The 15864-nt window shown below is 71.8% G+C and carries 16 protein-coding genes and 1 pseudogene; 6 read left to right on the top strand and 11 right to left on the bottom strand.

Annotated features, from left to right (window positions below; genetic code table 11):
* Positions 1–424 precede the first annotated feature (424 nt).
* From glgX to treZ, 3 genes are all read left to right on the top strand, one after another.
* Positions 425–2548: a glycogen debranching protein GlgX gene (gene glgX, locus ABZW30_RS17565; protein WP_355671989.1), complete on the top strand. Its 2124-nt coding sequence runs from the start codon at positions 425–427 to the stop codon at positions 2546–2548.
* Positions 2549–2723: 175 nt separating this feature from the next.
* A complete protein-coding gene (gene treY, locus ABZW30_RS17560) occupies positions 2724–5165 on the top strand; it encodes a malto-oligosyltrehalose synthase (RefSeq protein WP_355671988.1) in 2442 nt (813 codons plus the stop codon).
* A gap of 2 nt (positions 5166–5167) precedes the next feature.
* Positions 5168–6916 (top strand): malto-oligosyltrehalose trehalohydrolase, encoded by a 1749-nt coding sequence (gene treZ, locus ABZW30_RS17555; RefSeq protein ID WP_355671987.1) that lies wholly within the window; start codon positions 5168–5170, stop codon positions 6914–6916.
* Between the two features lies 1 nt (position 6917).
* Here treZ and ABZW30_RS17550 read toward each other — a convergent pair whose 3' ends face one another.
* A complete protein-coding gene (locus ABZW30_RS17550) occupies positions 6918–7811 on the bottom strand; it encodes a transketolase C-terminal domain-containing protein (protein ID WP_355671986.1) in 894 nt (297 codons plus the stop codon).
* Between the two features lie 117 nt (positions 7812–7928).
* Complete coding sequence (locus ABZW30_RS17545; RefSeq protein ID WP_355671985.1) at positions 7929–8642, bottom strand: thiamine pyrophosphate-dependent enzyme; 714 nt, start codon at positions 8640–8642, stop codon at positions 7929–7931.
* 56 nt (positions 8643–8698) lie between these two features.
* Here ABZW30_RS17545 and soxR point away from each other — a divergent pair, with 56 nt between their 5' ends.
* From soxR to ABZW30_RS17530, 3 genes and pseudogenes are all read left to right on the top strand, one after another.
* Entirely contained in the window at positions 8699–9208 is a 510-nt protein-coding gene (gene soxR / locus ABZW30_RS17540; RefSeq protein WP_355671984.1) for a redox-sensitive transcriptional activator SoxR, read from the top strand.
* A 56-nt stretch (positions 9209–9264) separates the two neighbouring features.
* Positions 9265–10188 (top strand): aminoglycoside phosphotransferase family protein, encoded by a 924-nt coding sequence (locus tag ABZW30_RS17535; protein ID WP_355671983.1) that lies wholly within the window; start codon positions 9265–9267, stop codon positions 10186–10188.
* Between the two features lie 237 nt (positions 10189–10425).
* Positions 10426–10654: pseudogene (locus tag ABZW30_RS17530) on the top strand (transposase); the annotation flags it as partial.
* A gap of 57 nt (positions 10655–10711) precedes the next feature.
* Here ABZW30_RS17530 and ABZW30_RS17525 read toward each other — a convergent pair.
* The 9 genes from ABZW30_RS17525 to ABZW30_RS17485 all read right to left on the bottom strand — a co-directional run bounded on the left by ABZW30_RS17525 (position 10712) and on the right by ABZW30_RS17485 (position 15847).
* The gene (locus ABZW30_RS17525; protein WP_355672083.1) at positions 10712–11692 is read right to left on the bottom strand and encodes a CehA/McbA family metallohydrolase; all 981 of its coding nucleotides are present in this window, start codon (positions 11690–11692) and stop codon (positions 10712–10714) included.
* A gap of 122 nt (positions 11693–11814) precedes the next feature.
* Positions 11815–12339 carry a GNAT family protein gene (locus tag ABZW30_RS17520; protein WP_355671982.1) on the bottom strand — a complete coding sequence of 175 codons (525 nt, stop codon included), beginning with the start codon at positions 12337–12339 and terminating at the stop codon, positions 11815–11817.
* Positions 12340–12374: 35 nt separating this feature from the next.
* Positions 12375–12905 carry a GNAT family protein gene (locus ABZW30_RS17515; RefSeq protein WP_355671981.1) on the bottom strand — a complete coding sequence of 177 codons (531 nt, stop codon included), beginning with the start codon at positions 12903–12905 and terminating at the stop codon, positions 12375–12377.
* Positions 12906–13045: 140 nt separating this feature from the next.
* Positions 13046–13684, bottom strand: coding sequence for an SUMF1/EgtB/PvdO family nonheme iron enzyme (locus tag ABZW30_RS17510; protein WP_355671980.1), 639 nt, complete (start codon positions 13682–13684; stop codon positions 13046–13048).
* 351 nt (positions 13685–14035) lie between these two features.
* The gene (locus ABZW30_RS17505; RefSeq protein ID WP_355671979.1) at positions 14036–14344 is read right to left on the bottom strand and encodes a hypothetical protein; all 309 of its coding nucleotides are present in this window, start codon (positions 14342–14344) and stop codon (positions 14036–14038) included.
* Between the two features lie 153 nt (positions 14345–14497).
* On the bottom strand, positions 14498–14896 hold the full coding sequence (locus ABZW30_RS17500; protein ID WP_355671978.1) for a hypothetical protein: 399 nt from the start codon (positions 14894–14896) through the stop codon (positions 14498–14500).
* Between the two features lie 113 nt (positions 14897–15009).
* On the bottom strand, positions 15010–15186 hold the full coding sequence (locus tag ABZW30_RS17495) for a hypothetical protein (protein ID WP_355671977.1): 177 nt from the start codon (positions 15184–15186) through the stop codon (positions 15010–15012).
* Positions 15183–15458 carry a hypothetical protein gene (locus tag ABZW30_RS17490; protein WP_355671976.1) on the bottom strand — a complete coding sequence of 92 codons (276 nt, stop codon included), beginning with the start codon at positions 15456–15458 and terminating at the stop codon, positions 15183–15185. The genes ABZW30_RS17495 and ABZW30_RS17490 overlap by 4 nt, the downstream gene beginning before the upstream one ends.
* Entirely contained in the window at positions 15455–15847 is a 393-nt protein-coding gene (locus ABZW30_RS17485; protein ID WP_355671975.1) for an ATP-binding protein, read from the bottom strand. The genes ABZW30_RS17490 and ABZW30_RS17485 overlap by 4 nt, the downstream gene beginning before the upstream one ends.
* Between the last annotated feature and the right edge of the window lie 17 nt (positions 15848–15864).

Raw genomic sequence — 15864 nt, 5'->3', positions numbered from 1 at the left:
GGCCGTCGGGCCCGGGGCCACGGCCGCCGGCGGGGAACACCATGCGCCACCTCATCTGGTTGCTGCGGCTGACCCCCGCGGGCGCGGGGACCGTTGACGGACTGTCGATAGTCCGCCGGGGCGGCCGGACGATCAAGGGTACTGCCCGCCGCGAGCCGCCCGCAGCCGGTTGCCCGAGGGCCCCTCCCGTACCGCCGGCCCCTTTTCTTCACAAGATCGGCCGCCGGACACCCGTTCGGGCGAACCCCGGCGCTATCTCCCGGCCGCCGGGGGAGGGCTCGGGGAGTATGCGGGCTGTGCGTTGCGTCACGGCGCGCGAGCGTCGCACATGCCCGGCCGTCCGGCCGGGAAGAGAGCGTCCGGGTCCGGGCAGGTCTTCGGATTACATGTCAGTTTTGGTCGGCAGCAAGGAAGTTGATGACTCATGCAGGTCTGGCCCGGTACGCCCTACCCCCTCGGCGCCACCTACGACGGGGCCGGCACCAACTTCGCGGTGTTCTCGGAGAGCGCCGACCGGATCGAGCTGTGCCTGATCGACGAGGACGGCTCGGAGACCGCCGTCGAACTGCGTGAGACGGACGCCTTCGTCCGCCACGCCTACCTCCCGGGCGTCCAGCCCGGCCAGCGCTACGGCTTCCGCGTGCACGGCCCCTACAACCCGGGCCTCGGCCAGCGGCACAACAGCGCCAAACTCCTGCTGGACCCGTACGCCAAAGCGATGAGCGGGCACATCGACTGGGACGAGTCGGTCTACGGCTACCACTTCGGCGCCCCCGAGCGCCGCAACGACCTCGACTCCGCCCCGCACACCATGCACTCGGTGGTGATCAACCCGTACTTCGACTGGGGCACCGACCACCCGCCGCGCACCGACTACCACCGCACCGTCATCTACGAGGCCCACGTCAAGGGCCTCACCCGACTGCACCCGGGCATCCCCGAGGAGATCCGCGGCACCTACGCGGGGCTGGCCCACCCGGCGGTGATCGAGCACCTGGCCAAGCTCGGCGTCACCGCGATCGAGCTGATGCCGGTGCACCAGTTCGTCCGCGACCACCGGCTGCGCGACCTCGGCCTGTCGAACTACTGGGGCTACAACACGATCGGCTTCTTCGCCCCGCACTCCTCCTACTCCTCCACCGGCGACCGCGGCCACCAGGTGCAGGAGTTCAAGTCCATGGTCAAGGCGCTGCACGCGGCCGGGATCGAGGTCATCCTGGACGTCGTCTACAACCACACCGCCGAGGGCAACCACCTCGGGCCGACGCTGTCGCTGCGCGGCCTGGACAACGTCTCCTACTACCGCCTCGCCCGGGACCAGCGCTTCTACGAGGACACCACCGGCACCGGCAACAGCCTGCTGATGCGCAGCCCGCACGTGCTCCAGCTGATCATGGACTCACTGCGCTACTGGGTCACCGAGATGCACGTGGACGGCTTCCGCTTCGACCTCGCCGCCACCCTGGCCCGGCAGTTCCACGAGGTCGACCGGCTCTCCTCCTTCTTCGACCTGGTCCAGCAGGACCCGGTGGTCTCCCAGGCCAAGCTGATCGCCGAGCCCTGGGACCTCGGCGAGGGCGGGTACCAGGTCGGCAACTTCCCGCCGCTGTGGACGGAGTGGAACGGCATGTACCGGGACACCGTGCGCGACCTGTGGCGCGGCGAGAACGCGGCCCTCGCCGAGTTCGGCTCCCGGCTCACCGGTTCCTCCGACCTCTACCAGGACGACGGGCGCCGCCCGATCGCCTCCATCAACTTCGTGACCTGCCACGACGGTTTCACCCTGCGCGACCTGGTCTCGTACAACGAGAAGCACAACCAGGCCAACGGCGAGGACAACCGGGACGGCGAATCCTTCAACCGCTCCTGGAACTGCGGCGTCGAGGGCCCCAGCACCGACCCGGCCGTCGAGGACCTGCGCGCCCGCCAGCAGCGCAACCTCATCGCCACCCTGATGCTCTCCCAGGGCGTGCCGATGCTCTCCCACGGCGACGAACTCGGCCGCACCCAGCTGGGCAACAACAACACCTACTGCCAGGACAACGAGCTCGCCTGGGTGCACTGGCCCGAGGACGACGGGCCGCAGTCGCGACTGCTGGAGTTCACCCAGGGGATGATCTGGCTGCGGCGCGACCACCCGGTGTTCCGGCGGCGGCGGTTCTTCCACGGGCGGCCGGTGTCCGCCTCCGGCGGGTACGACGACCTCACCGACATCGCCTGGTTCACTCCGGGCGGGGAGGAGATGACCAAGCGCAACTGGGGCGCCAGCTACGCCAAGTCCCTGACCGTGTTCCTGAACGGCTACGCCATCTCCGAACCGGACCGGCGCGGCGGGCGGATCGTCGACGACTCCTTCCTGCTGATGTTCAACGCCCACTTCGAACCGCTGGAGTTCACCGTGCCCGCCGACCACGGGCAGGAGTGGCAGGTCGTGGTCGACACCGCGCAGCCCCGGCTGCCCGCCCCGGGCACGGGGGCGAGAGTCAAGGCCGGGGACGCCCTCTGGCTCACCGACCGCTCGCTGATGGTGCTGCAGCGGCCGGCCTAGGGCCTGCCCCGGCGGACTCGCGAGCCCGGCAGGATCCGCCGGGGACTGCCCCGGGGCCTGCCCCGCCGTCGCCGCGCAGGCGAAGTTTCGAAGACGGGCCCTCGGGGGCTCGCGCTCACCTGTTCGGGCCAGCAGCGGGTCTTGGCGGCGGGCCGGGCCGGGTACCTATGGACACATGACCTCCGCCGCCGAGCCCGCGCAGCCCCGCCCGGCCGCCACCGTCCCCACGTCCTCGTACCGCCTCCAGCTCCAGCCCGGCTTCACCCTGCGTGACGCCACCGCCGCCGTGCCCTACCTGGCCGCCCTCGGCGTCTCCCACCTGCACCTGTCCCCGCTGTTGCAGGCCGCCCCCGGCTCCGCCCACGGCTACGACACCGTCGACCACACCCGGATCAGCGAGCAGCTCGGCGGCGAGCCGGCGCTGCGCGCCCTGGCCGCCGAGGCGCACCGGCACGGGCTGCGGCTGATCGCCGACGTGGTGCCCAACCACATGGCCGTGCCCGTCCCCGAGCGGCTCAACGGGCCGCTCTGGCAGGTGCTGCGGGACGGGCCCGACTCGCCGTACGCCCGCTGGTTCGACATCGACTGGACGGCCCTGCCCGGCCCCGCCGACGCCCCCGGGCGCGGGCGGGTGCTGCTGCCGCTGCTGGGCGACCGGCTCGGCGCCGTGCTGGACCGGCTGACGGTGGACGGCGAGGTGCTGCGCTACCACGAACACGAGCTGCCGCTGCGGCCGGGCACCTCGGGGCTGCCGCTGCCCGAACTGCTGGCCCGGCAGTGGTACCGGCTCGCCTGGTGGCGACTGGCCCGCACCGAGCTCAACTACCGGCGCTTCTTCACCGTCAACGAGCTGATCGCCGTCCGGGTCGAGGAGCCCGAGGTGTTCGCCGCCACCCACGCGGTGCTGCTGCGGCTGCACGCCGACGGGATCCTGGACGGCTTCCGGATCGACCACCCGGACGGGCTCGCCGATCCACGCGGCTACCTGCGCCGCCTGGCAGCGGCCACCGGCGGGGCGTCGGGGACCACCGGCGGGGCGTACGTAGTGGTCGAGAAGATCCTCACCGGCGAGGAGCGGCTGCCCGAGGACTGGCCGGTGGCCGGCACCACCGGCTACGACGCGCTGCGCCGGATCGACGGCGTGCTCACCGACCACGCGGGCGCCTGCCTGCTGGCCGGGGCGTACGAGTCCTTCCTGCACGGCGGTCCGATCCGCGACCTGTGCCAGGACCCCCACCCGGCGATCGCCGCCGCCCGGCGCGGACGGGCCGACATGACCGGGCCGGGCGGCGAGCTGGTCGCCGAGATCGAGCGGCTGGTGCGGATCGCGCTGCGGGTCGGCGCCGCCGAACCCGCGCACACCGACCACGCGCCCTGGCAGCTGCGCGCGGCACTGCGGCGGCTGCTCACCGACTACCCGGTGTACCGGCCGTACGCGCGGCCCGGCGAGCCCGCCTCCGACGACCCGCTGCGGACGGCCGGCGCCGATGACCCGACCGAGCGCCTGGTGGCCGCGCTGGCCCTCGGCGAGCTGGGACGCGGCCCGGACAAGGACGAGTTCTGCGCACGCTTCGCGCAGACCGCCGCCGCGGTGGCCGCCAAGGGCGTCGAGGACACCGCCTTCTACCGCTGGAACGCACTGCCCGGCCTCAACGAGGTCGGCGGCGAGCCCGCCCGGCCCGGGCTGCATCCGGCCGAATTCCACGACTGGTGCCGGTACCTGGAGCGCACCTGGCCGCACAGCATGACCGCGCTCTCCACCCACGACACCAAGCGCAGCGCCGACGCCCGGGCCCGGCTCGCCGTACTCGCCGAGCAGCCCGCGGCCTGGGCCGCCGAGGCCGCCGCCTGGTCCACCGCCGCCGGGCCCGGCTTCGACCGCGACGCCGACTGGCTGCTCTGGCACACCCTGGTCGCCGCCTGGCCGATCGACCCGGACCGGCTGGTCGCCGCCCTGCTCAAGGCCGCCCGCGAGGCCAAGCTGCACACCTCCTGGACCGCCCCCGACCCGCACTACGAACAGGCGCTGGAGGAGCGGGCCCGCGCCGTCTACCGCAACCCCGGGCTGCTCCCCCGGATCGAGGGCCGGGTGCACGCGCTCGCCCCGTACGCCCGCGCCAACACCCTGGCCGCCGCACTGCTGCACCTGACCGTCCCGGGCGTTCCCGACCTCTACCAGGGCAGCGAGGAGCCGCTCTACACCCTGGTGGACCCGGACAACCGGGGCGTGGTCGACCTCGGCGCGCTCGCCGTGCGGCTCACCGACTCGGCCACCGCGCGCCCCGGCGACCTCGCCCGGGAGAAGCTGCACCTGACCACCACCGCCCTGCACCTGCGCCGCTCCCGCCCGCTCGGCGCCTACCGCCCGCTGACCGCCGTCGACCTCTCCAGCGACCACCTGCTGGCCTTCGCCCGCGGCGAGGACGTGGTCACCGCCGTCACCCGGCTGCCGTACGGGCTGGAGCGGGCGGGCGGCTGGCGGGACACCGTCCTGGAACTGCCCGCGGGCGGGGACTGGACGGACGAGCTGACGCTGCGCGGCTTCCCCGCCGGGGCGGTGCCGGTGGCGGAGCTGCTGGCGACCTACCCGGTGGCACTGCTGACGAGGAGGGGCTGAGCATGCCGCGCTACGAGGTGTGGGCGCCGTACGCGGCCTCCCGCGTCACCGTCCGGGTCGACGGGGCCGACCACGAGTTGGCCCGCTGCCCGGACCGGGACGGCTGGTGGTCCGGCGAGGCCCCCGAGGGCGACTACGCCTTCCGGCTGGACGACGGCCCGCCGCTGCCCGACCCGCGCTCCCCCCGGCAGCCACACGGCCCCGACGGCCCCAGCCGCGCGGTGGACCACGCGGCCTTCCGCTGGTCGCAGACCGGCTGGCGCGGCCGCCCGCTGCCCGGCGCGGTGCTGTACGAGCTGCACATCGGCACCTTCACGGCCCGCGGCACCTTCGAAGCCGCCGCCGAACGCCTTGACCACCTGGTCGAGTTGGGCGTGGACTTCGTCGAGCTGATGCCGGTCTGCCCGTTCCCCGGCAAGCACGGCTGGGGCTACGACGGGGTCTCGCCGTGGGCCGTCCACGAGCCCTACGGCGGGCCCGAGGGGCTCAAGCGCTTCGTGGACGCCGCGCACCGCAAGGGCCTCGGGGTGGTGCTGGACGTGGTGCACAACCACCTCGGCCCGTCCGGTAACCACCTGCCCTCCTTCGGGCCGTACTTCACCGATCGGCACCACACCCCGTGGGGCTCGGCCGTCAACCTGGACGCCCCCGGCTCGGACGAGGTGCGCCGCTACCTGATCGACAGCGCGCTGGCCTGGCTGCGCGACTACCGGATCGACGGGCTGCGGCTGGACGCGGTGCACGCCCTCGCGGACGACCGGGCCGTCCACTTCCTGGAGGAACTCTCCTACGAGGTCGACAAGTTGGCGGTGGCCGTGAACCGGCCGCTGTTCCTGGTCGGCGAGTCCGACCTCAACACCCCGCGCACCACCGCCGCCCGCGAGGCCGGCGGCCAGGGCCTCACCGCGCAGTGGAGCGACGACTTCCACCACGCGCTGCACTGCGCGCTCACCGGCGAATCACAGGGCTACTACGGGGACTTCGCGCGCGCGCCGCTCGCCGCCATCGCCAAGACGCTGCAGCGCGGGTACTTCCACGACGGCACCTGGTCCTCCTTCCGGGGGCGCCGCCACGGGCGGCCGTTCCCGCCGGGCGAGGGCCACCGGCTGCTGGGCTACCTGCAGACCCACGACCAGGTCGGCAACCGGGCGCTCGGCGACCGCATCTCCACCACCCTGCCCGCCGGCCGACTCGCCTGCGGCGCCGCACTCGTGCTCACCTCGCCGTTCACCCCGATGCTGTTCATGGGCGAGGAGTGGGCCGCCGCGACCCCCTGGCAGTACTTCACCGACCACACCGACCCCGGCCTGGCGGAGGCCGTCCGGCAGGGCCGGCGCCGGGAGTTCGCCGAGCACGGCTGGGCCGCCGAGGCCGTCCCGGACCCGCAGGAGCCGGCGACCGTGCTGCGCTCCGTACTCGACTGGACCGAGACCCGGCGCACCCCGCACGCCGAACTCCTGGACTGGTACCGGCGGTTGCTGAGGCTGCGGCACGAGCGGCCGGAGCTGTCCGACCCGGACCTCGGCGCAGTGCGGGTCGACTTCGACGAAGCGGCCGGCTGGCTGGTGGTGCACCGGGGGCCGTACCGGGTGGCGGTCAACCTCGGCACGGTCGAGGCCGCGCTGCCGCTGGGCGCCGTCGGGCGGGAGGTGACGGCGGCCTTCGGGGTGGCCGCGCTGGAGGGGACGGCGGTGCGGCTGGCGGCGGACTCGGTGGCGGTCGTCGCCGTGCAGGCCACCAGGGGGGTGTAGGTCACCAGAGGAAGGTGCCGATCCGCTCGCGCAGCACGGGCGCGTCCAGACCGTAGGCGGTCAGGTGCTCCGCCATCGAGCCGTAGTGCCGGTGCTCCTCGCGCGGCACGCCCAGGGCCAGCACCCGGTGCGGGCGGTCGGCCAGCGCCGCGTGCGCCTCGTTCGCCGAGGTGCCCGCCAGGTACGGCTCCACCAGCACCACGTCCGCCCGCTCGCCGACCGCGGCGCGCAGGGTCTCGGCGTCGAAGGGGCGCACCGTGGCCGCGTACAGCACGGTGACGTCCAGGCCCTCGGTGGCGGCCAGCACCGCGTCCAGCATCGGGCCGACGGCGAGCACCGCACCGCGCGATCCGGTGCGCACCGTGGTGAAGCGGCCCGGCTCGACCGCGACGGGGGCGGCGTTCTGGTGGTTGGAGAGCCGGACGTACACATTGCGGTCGCCGTCCGCGACGGCGTGCGCCAGCAGTCGCTCGGCCTCGTCCGGGTGGCCGGGGACGTGCACCGTCCAGTCCGGCAGGGTGTCCAGCAGGGCGACGTCGCCCGGGGACATGTGGGTGCGGCCGGCCGCCGGGTTGTCGTAGGAGCCGCCCGCGCTGACCAGCACGGCGCCGACGCCCTGGTGGACCAGGCTCAACTTGACCTGTTCGAAGGGCCGTTCGACCAGGAAGCTGGCGAAGGTGTGGGCGATCGGGCGCATCCCGCTGAGCGCCAGGCCGCCGGCCGCGCCGATCAGCAGCTGCTCGCGGATGCCGACGTTGACCACCCGGTCGGGGTGGCGCCGGTGGGCCGGCTCGAAGGCGGCGGCGGTGATGTCGGCCAGCACGACGGCCAGTCGGGGGTCCTCGTCCAGCAGACGGGAGGTGACGGCGACGAAGCGCTCGCGCATGGTGTCCATCGGGGAACTGCCTTTCGGTGTCGGCGTGTCGGCGTGTCGGGGGCGTTCGGGGTGGTGCTCTTCCGGGGTGGTGCTCTCGCAGCGGCGCTCTCGGGGTGGCGCTCTCTCGGGGGGCGCTCAGGAGTACTTCGGCTCCACCCGGGCGACCACCACGTGCGGGCGGCCCGGGTGCTCGGCGGTGTAGGCGCGGAACAGCGCCTCGTGGTCGCGGCCGTCCACCGTCGCGGTGGACCAGCCCTCGGCCGCGAACCGCTGGGCGATCCCGCCCTGCCAGCCGTGGGTGGCCGAGGAGTTGTCGATCACCACCACGTTCAGCCGGTCGAGCCCGTACGCACCGGCGAAGGCCACCGCCTCGTGGTTGGAGCCCTCGTCGAACTCGGCGTCACCGATCAGCGCCCACACCGCCGGGCCGGTCAGGCCCTGCGCCCGCAGGCCGAGCGCGGTGCCGACGGCCAGCGGCAAGCCGTGGCCGAGCGAGCCGGAGGAGATCTCCACCCCGGGCAGCAGCGTGCGGTCCGGGTGGTAACCCAGCGGCGAGTCGTAGCCCCCGAAGCCGGGCAGCACGGCCGGGTCGATGAAGCCCTTGGCGGCCAGCACCGCGTAGTAGGCCATCGGGCCGTGACCCTTGGAGAGCAGGAAGCGGTCGCGGTCCTGCGCCTCGGCGGTGTCCGGGGAGACCCGCAGCACCCGGTCGTACAGCACCCAGAGCGCGTCCAGCGTGGAGGTGGCGGCGACGTCGTGCTTCTCGTCACCGGTCATCAGCGCCATCAGGGCCTGGAGGTCCTCGAAACCGGCCCGGCCGACGGCTTCCGTGCGTGTCTTCGTCGTCATGCCCCGATCGTGCAACTTCAAGCGAACTTTAAGTCAAGCGGCTACACTGAGCACCCATGACGGCGAACTCCGACGACACCCGCGCCGCCGGCCCGCGCTCGGGCGACCTGCTCACCATCGGCCAACTCTCCGCCCGCAGCGGCATCGCCCACTCCGCACTGCGCTACTACGAGAGCCTCGGCCTGATCCAGGCCACCCGCACCAGCGGCGGCCAGCGCCGCTACTCCCGCGGCATGCTTCGCCGGATCGCCTTCGTGCGCGCCGCCCAGCGGGTCGGCCTCTCCCTGGACGAGGCCCGCGACGCCCTCGACCGCCTGCCCGAGCGCCCCGCCCCCAGCGGCTCCGAGTGGGACCGGATCGCCACCACCTGGCAGGACCGGATCGACGAGCAGATCGCCGAACTCGAATGGCTCAAGGCCAGACTCACCGGCTGCATCGGCTGCGGCTGCCTCTCGCTGACCCGCTGCGCCCTGCACAACGCCGACGACCGGCTCGGCCAGGCCGGCCCCGGCGCCCACTACCTGCGCACCCACGACCCGGCCACCGAGCTCGAAGGCGGCCGCTGAAAGGGCGGGCGCTGAAACCCTTTGCCGCCGGCCGTCGGCCTGCCTACCGTACGGCCATGCTGCCTGTGGTGGAGACGGACGAGCAGTGGGACGCGGTCGTCCCCGAGGAATCGGTGATGCGCCCCGGCGTCGAGGCGCTCTGCGCGCAACTCGGCGTCTGCGGAATGCCGTTGGAACGCTTCGCGGAGGGATCCGTCCCGGTGTACGCGGTGGGCGGAGCGCATGTGCTCAAGCTGTTCCCGGCGGCCAGCGCCCACGACGGCCTCGCCGAGGCCCGCGTCCTCACCCATCTGCAGGACGCGCTGCCGATCCCCACCCCCGAGGTCCGGGCGGCCGGTGAGTACGTCAACGGCTGGCGCTACGTCCTGATGTCCCGGCTGCACGGCGAGGGTCTCGCCCCCGCCTGGCCGCGCATCCCCCGGCCCGACCGCCAACGGATCGCCCGCGACTGCGGCGAGGCGCTCGCCGCCCTGCACGCCCTCGACGCCGAACCTCTCGCCGACGTACTCGCCCCCGGCAACTGGATCGCCTTCCAGGACGAGCAGCGGGCCGACGCCGTCGCCCGCCAACGCGAACACGGCCTACGCGAGCCCTGGTTGGAGCAGATCCCCGACTTCCTCGCCGCCGCCCCGCTCCCCCGCACGCGGCACCGCGCCCTGCTGCACACCGAGTTCATGCGCGAACACCTGATCACCGACCCGGCCACCGGGTGGCGCCTCACCGGCCTGATCGACTTCGAGCCCGCCATGATCGGCGACCCGGCCTACGACCTGGTCGCCGTCGGCCTGTTCACCACCCGCGCCGACCCGCACCTGCTCGGACAGCTGCTGGGTGCGTACGGCCGCTCGTTCGAGCCCCGGCTGCTGATGGCGTACACGCTGCTGCATGTGTACAGCGATCTGCCGTGGTACCTGCGGGAGTTGAAGCCGACCGCGCGGACACTGGACGACCTCGCCGAGGAGTGGTTCGGCGTCGCTTGAGGCCTGGGCGCCCTCCACCGGCAACAACGTCGTGAGGATTCGATACTGGCCCGGAATCGACTCTCCTCGGCCGGTCGAGGTGGGAATCGGTAAGTGGAGCACCTACTCCCTGGTGAGCACCGCGGACCGGGAACCCTTCGTTGCGCACAAGATCGAGTGGATCAAGATCGAGTAACTGATCGCTTCAGAATGAGTTGAGCCGCAAGCCGTGCGCTCGGCGATCTCGGTCGGCAGGATGTGCGGGCACATGCTGATCTTGTTCCGGATGACCTGTGGGAGCGCGTGGCTCCGCTCCTGCCGCCCGCTCCTGAGCGGCGCCGTCGCCACCCCGGGCGACTGCGAGTTCCCGACCGGGCGGCACTCGCCGGGATCATGTACGTACTGCGGACCGGCGTCGCCTGGCGCGACGTCCCGGCCGAAACGGTCGGGCTGCTCCGGGGTAACGGCCTGGCGCCGCCTTCGGGAACTGGCCTGCGGCCTCATCTGCCTCCGCCGCCTGCAGACCTCACGGTGAAGCGAGCGGTCAGGTCAGGATGATCGGATTGGTAAGTGCGGCGACGTGCCCGTTGGGACGGCGGACCTCGATGCGGACGAACGCCGACTCCTCCGCCGTCGTATCCCACTGCACTGCACCCACCCCGTCTCCGGGGAGAGACGCCCGGTGAACCTTCCCTCGATCGGTGTGGAAGCTGACGGTCCCCAACGGCACGCCTTGTACTGCTGCCCGCACTTCCACCTGCCCGCCGTGAGTCGCGAGCCGTTCTCCCACCCCGGCAACGCGACGATCGACATTGGCGGTGAACGAGACGTTCACGTCCGCCGACTCCGCGATCCAACTGCGGCCGGCGCGGATTCCGGCCAGAACCGCCTCGGTGCTCAGTTCCTCGGCGAAGACCGCGGTGTGGGGGATGCCGATCTGTCCCTCCACATGGGTGTCGCTGTTGCCCATCGCCGGCCGCCACGGGCCCACTCGGATGTCGGCTGCGAGGCTCCGTCCCCACTCCGCCAGGGCGGCTTTGTTGTCTGCGTTCCAGGGCCGGTCCGAAGTCCACAGCCCGTTCCACACCTCCACCACGTCGAAGCCCAGGAAGGGGAACATGAAGTCGCCCGACGGATAGGGCGCATGCGGGTGCGCGGCCACGCACAGGCCCCCTGCTCGATGGACCTGGTCCAGGCACTGGCCGATCAGTCCGTCCCTGACCTGGTGGTTCCAGTCGACGACCTGGCCGGGGTCTATGCCAAGCGCAAGCCAGTGTCCGGTCTTCGTGGTCACTTCCTCACCGAGAAGGATCAAGAAGTCATCGGCGGCCAGATGCCCCCAAGCACCGGGAGCCGCAGCTGCGTTGTGCTCCGTCGTGGCGATGAAGTCGAGCCCGGCAGCGCGCGCCCGAACGGCCAACTCTTCAGGGGTGAGCTCCCCGTCCGAGTGGACAGAGTGCACATGGCAGTCCCCGCGGTACCAAGCCGCCCCGCGTCCGACCGCCCGCGTCGGCGGGAAGCGCAAACTCGACAAGGTTCCCCCCAAAGTCCTGTCGAGCCAACGCGCAAGCAGGTCACCCAGTTCCGTCACGGCTCTCAGCGCCGGTCTCAGCCGAGAGGTCAGATCAAGATCTCATTCTGAAACGATCAGTAAGGCCTGGGATCGGTGCGCAGCAGGCCGTACACCACCCCGTCGCGCCACTCCCCGGCCCGGAATGTCACCGCGCGGTGGACGCCTTCCCGGGTGAAGCCGACCTTCTCCAGGGCGCGCTGCTCGGGGAGGTTGTCGACCTCGGTGTCCGCCTCCACCCGCATCACCGGCGTATGGGTGAACAGATAATCCACCAGCAGGCGCTGGGCCTGCGTCCCGATGCCCCGCCCGCGCGCCTGCGGCACCAGCTGAATGCCGATGTTCCAGTACGGCGCGGTCGGCCGCACGCCCTTCTGTCTGGCCGCGACGAAGCCGCAGAACTCGTCGCGGACGACGACCGCGAAGATCCACTGGTCGTCCCCGAGCAGCCCGTGCTCGGCCCACCGGCGTCGGAACCGCTCGGGGTCCCGCCAGCCGTACCACTGGAACTCGCCCACCGCGTCCGGATCGTTGATCAGGCGGCCGAACTCCGGGAGGTCGGCCTCGGCTATCGGACGCAGGGAGACCACTTCACCGTTCATGCAGGCGCCAACGCCCGGGCCGGTACGACGGTTCCTCAGATCGCTGCGGGACGCGGGTCGGTGCGCAGCAGGCTGTAGAGCACCACGTCCCGCCATTCACCGGCCCGGAAGGTCTGCGCCCGCTTCACGCCCTCGCGCGTGAATCCGACCTTCTCCAGGACGCGCTGTTCCGCGTCATTGGTCGACTCGGTCTCCGCCTCCAGCCGCATCACCGGCGAATGCGCGAACAGGTAGTCGACGAAAAGCCGGTGGGCCCGAGTGCCGATGCCGCGCCCCCTGGCCTCCGGCAGCAGCTGGGCGCCCATGCTCCAGTGCCAGGCGGTGGGGGTCGCCGCTTCCCGCATGGCAGCGGCATAGCCGCAGAACGCGCCGTCGGCGGTGATCGCGAGGGTCCACTGCTCGTCCGTGAGCAGCCCGTTCTCGGCCCAGACGCGACGGATCCGGTCCGGCTGCCGCCAACCGAACCACAGCTGCTCGCCCATGGCTTCGGGATCATTGAGGAGCTTGAGGAAGTGCGGGAGGTCGGCTTCGGAGATCGGACGCAGGGAGATCTTCTGTTCACTCATGCCTCCGCAAACGCCCTCAGTGGCATGACGGTTCCTCATGTCATTGAAATGAATCAGGAATTCGCGATGCCCGCACCGGATCGCCGTTTACTGCGCCACATACGGAACCGTTTACTGCGCCGATCGAATCCCCCGGCTCCTCAGCGGGAAATCGACCGCGCGAGCCGGAACCCCACGTCGTCGATCCGCAGCGTGGGGTGGCTGCGGCGGCGGACGGAGGCCCGGCAGCTCCAGTGCTCGTCGAACCACCCGCCCCCGCGCAGGACGCGGTAACTGCCGTACACCTCGGCGTCGTAGACGTCCCAGCACCACTCCCACACGTTGCCGAGCAGGTCGTACAGCCCGAAGGCGTTCGGCCGCAGCTCGCCCACCCGGTGCGGGCGTTCGTCGGAGTTGCCGCGGTACCAGGCGATCTCGTCCAGCGGGCCGTAGCGCGGCCCGTCGGTGCCGGCGCGGCAGGCGTGTTCCCATTCGGCCTCGGTGGGCAGCCGGTAGCCGTCGGCGGTGCGGTCCCAGGTGGCCGCCTCACCATCCAACTCGTAGGCGGGGTTCAGGCCTTCGCGCTTCGAGAGGTCGTTGCAGTAACGGAGGGCGTCGAGCCAGGAGACGTTGTGCGCGGGGCGGCAATCACCCGCGACGCCCTCGTACTGCTCGCGGGTGACCGGACAGGATGCCAGCTGGTACGGAGCGAGGTCGACGTCCCAACTCCGCTGGGTGCGGCGGTCGGAGAGCGTGACTCGGCCGGGCGGAACGGTGATCAGTCCGGTGCGGGCATCCATGATCGCGATCCTACGGCCTGCCCCCGCGCAGCAGGTCGACCGCGCCGCGTTCGGCGAGCTCCTCGGCGCGCGGGGGCACCGTGCAATGCGATCGGTTCGATCCGGGTCTTCGAGTTCGACGGCGTGGTGCTGAACGAGACGCTGCTCGCCTACGACGAGGAGGCCCGCAGCTACACCTACAGCTTCCCCGACGGCACCTTCCGCTTCGGCGACTACCGGGCCACCCTCCGGGTCGGCCCGGTCACCGAGCTGGACGTCAGCTTGGCTCCCGGGGGAGTCACGACACCCCCGGGAGCCCACCGCGCAGGTCCAGCGCCTGCTCCCGGCGGCGAACCGCCAGGAGCCGCCCGGTCAGCTTCCAACGATGTACTGTGCGGGGGGATCCAGGATGGTGATGTCCGTGGAGACGTTGAGCGGGGAACTCCAGTCCACGTTGACCACGAAGTCGACGCCGCCGTCACGCACGCACACGTTCTCGACCGTGATGCTCGCAGCGCCGATGAGAACTCCCCAGTTCTGCCCCACGAACACCGGTGGCCCCAGGTCGGTCGCCTCGGTGGCGGCCACCTGCACCACCGACTGGGGAGTGATCTCGGAGTCGTTGAAATGCAGTACCGAGCGGCCCTGCCGTTGCGGTACCCACATGCGGTAGCTGACCACGGCTGCCTCCATGCTCGCCTTGCCGCCGCCCGTTTCCGTCTTCCATTGTCGTTCCGGTGCGCAGGGGTTGCAGCTCGGCCCCTTCAGGAAGGGTCTGCCGGTCGGGCGTGTCGACCGAGAACGAGCGAACCCCGTCCTGCTTCCGGCCCGGCGCTAGCCCCTCTGAACGGCCAGCAGGAACCAGCCGGCCACCGAGACGGCCGCAGCCGACCATCCGAGCGCGGCAGCGGTACGGCCGCACTCGGGCCCACGAGCTCGCTGAAACGCGGCGATCAGCGCGGTGATCGCCGCGACCGGCACGGACAGGCAGGCCAGGAACCAGGCCCAGCCGCCGAACACCAACACCGGGAAGAAGGCCAGGATCGTCAACGGCACCCACACCGCCGCAACCGTGAACCCGGCCGCAGCGCAGCCGACCCGAAATCGATCCCGCCGACGGAAACAGACCGGCACGGCGCATGCGACGGCGGAGACCAGCCCGACCAAATAATGAACATACGGCCAACCGATACCGAACACCGACCCGATGAGCACCAGCGGCGGCACGAACACAGCGACCGCCGCCCCGGCCAGCCACCGGGCACTCGCAGGCACAACAGTCATGATTCCCCCCTGCGTTCATATATTTGAACACGTTCAAACCTAGCGCGCAGGGGGAGGCGCCATCAGCTGGACGTGTCGTGTGCGATCGCCGCGAGCACGCGCCGGCGCACAGCGGCGGAGGCTTCGGGCAGCCAGGGGGCCAACTCCGCTTCGAGGCGCCGCCGTTCGGCGCGAAGGAGCCGCGCGATGCGACTGGGAGAGCAGCGCAGGAACCACCAGTCCCGGATGCGGTCGATCACGCGGGCTCCTCGGTCGGGTTCGCCCAGCTGATGCGCACCTCGTACTCGCCGACAGGAAAGACGAGGGCGGGGTTCCCGGCGAGGTGGCGGATGACATCACGCTCGGCGCAGGGGCCGGTGAAGCGGCGCTCCAGGATCTGGAGCTGGGAGCGGGACATCGGGAGGAAGCGGACCGAGTCCCAGATCGCTTCGAGCGTCGAGGCATCGAGGACGCGGATAGTCGGCGGCTTGACGCCGGGGATCTCCACGAGGATGTCGTGATCGGCCCTCACGCGGCCACCTCGCCCCAGACGATCTTGCCCACGGGCCGGCGCGGGCAGCAGCCCCAACGCTTGGTGAGCGAGTCGACGAGCCGGAGGCCGCGTCCGGTCTCGCCGTCGAGACCGGGCGCGGCGAGGACGGGCCTGTGGTCACCCAGGGAGTCGTGGACCTCGATACGGAGACGGGAGAGGTCGACGTCGAGCGCGAAGTAGATGAGACGGCCGACCGGCGTGCCGTGCAGGACGGCGTTGGTGACGAGTTCGGTGGCGACCACGAGGCCGGAGTCGAGGAAGCGCTCCCCGTCCGGGACGGAGGAGAGGAGGACGGCGACCCGTTGACGGGCGACGGCGGGGGAACGGCGGCTGCGCGGGAGCCAGACGGTGGAGGAGTTTCGAGACATGGCGAAGTCACCTTCCA

Source organism: Kitasatospora sp. NPDC004669 (genome assembly GCF_040609455.1).
Classification (GTDB): Bacteria; Actinomycetota; Actinomycetes; order Streptomycetales; family Streptomycetaceae; genus Kitasatospora.
The sequence above is the reverse complement of the archived record's forward strand: the minus strand, read 5'-3'. Positions and strand labels throughout refer to the sequence as shown.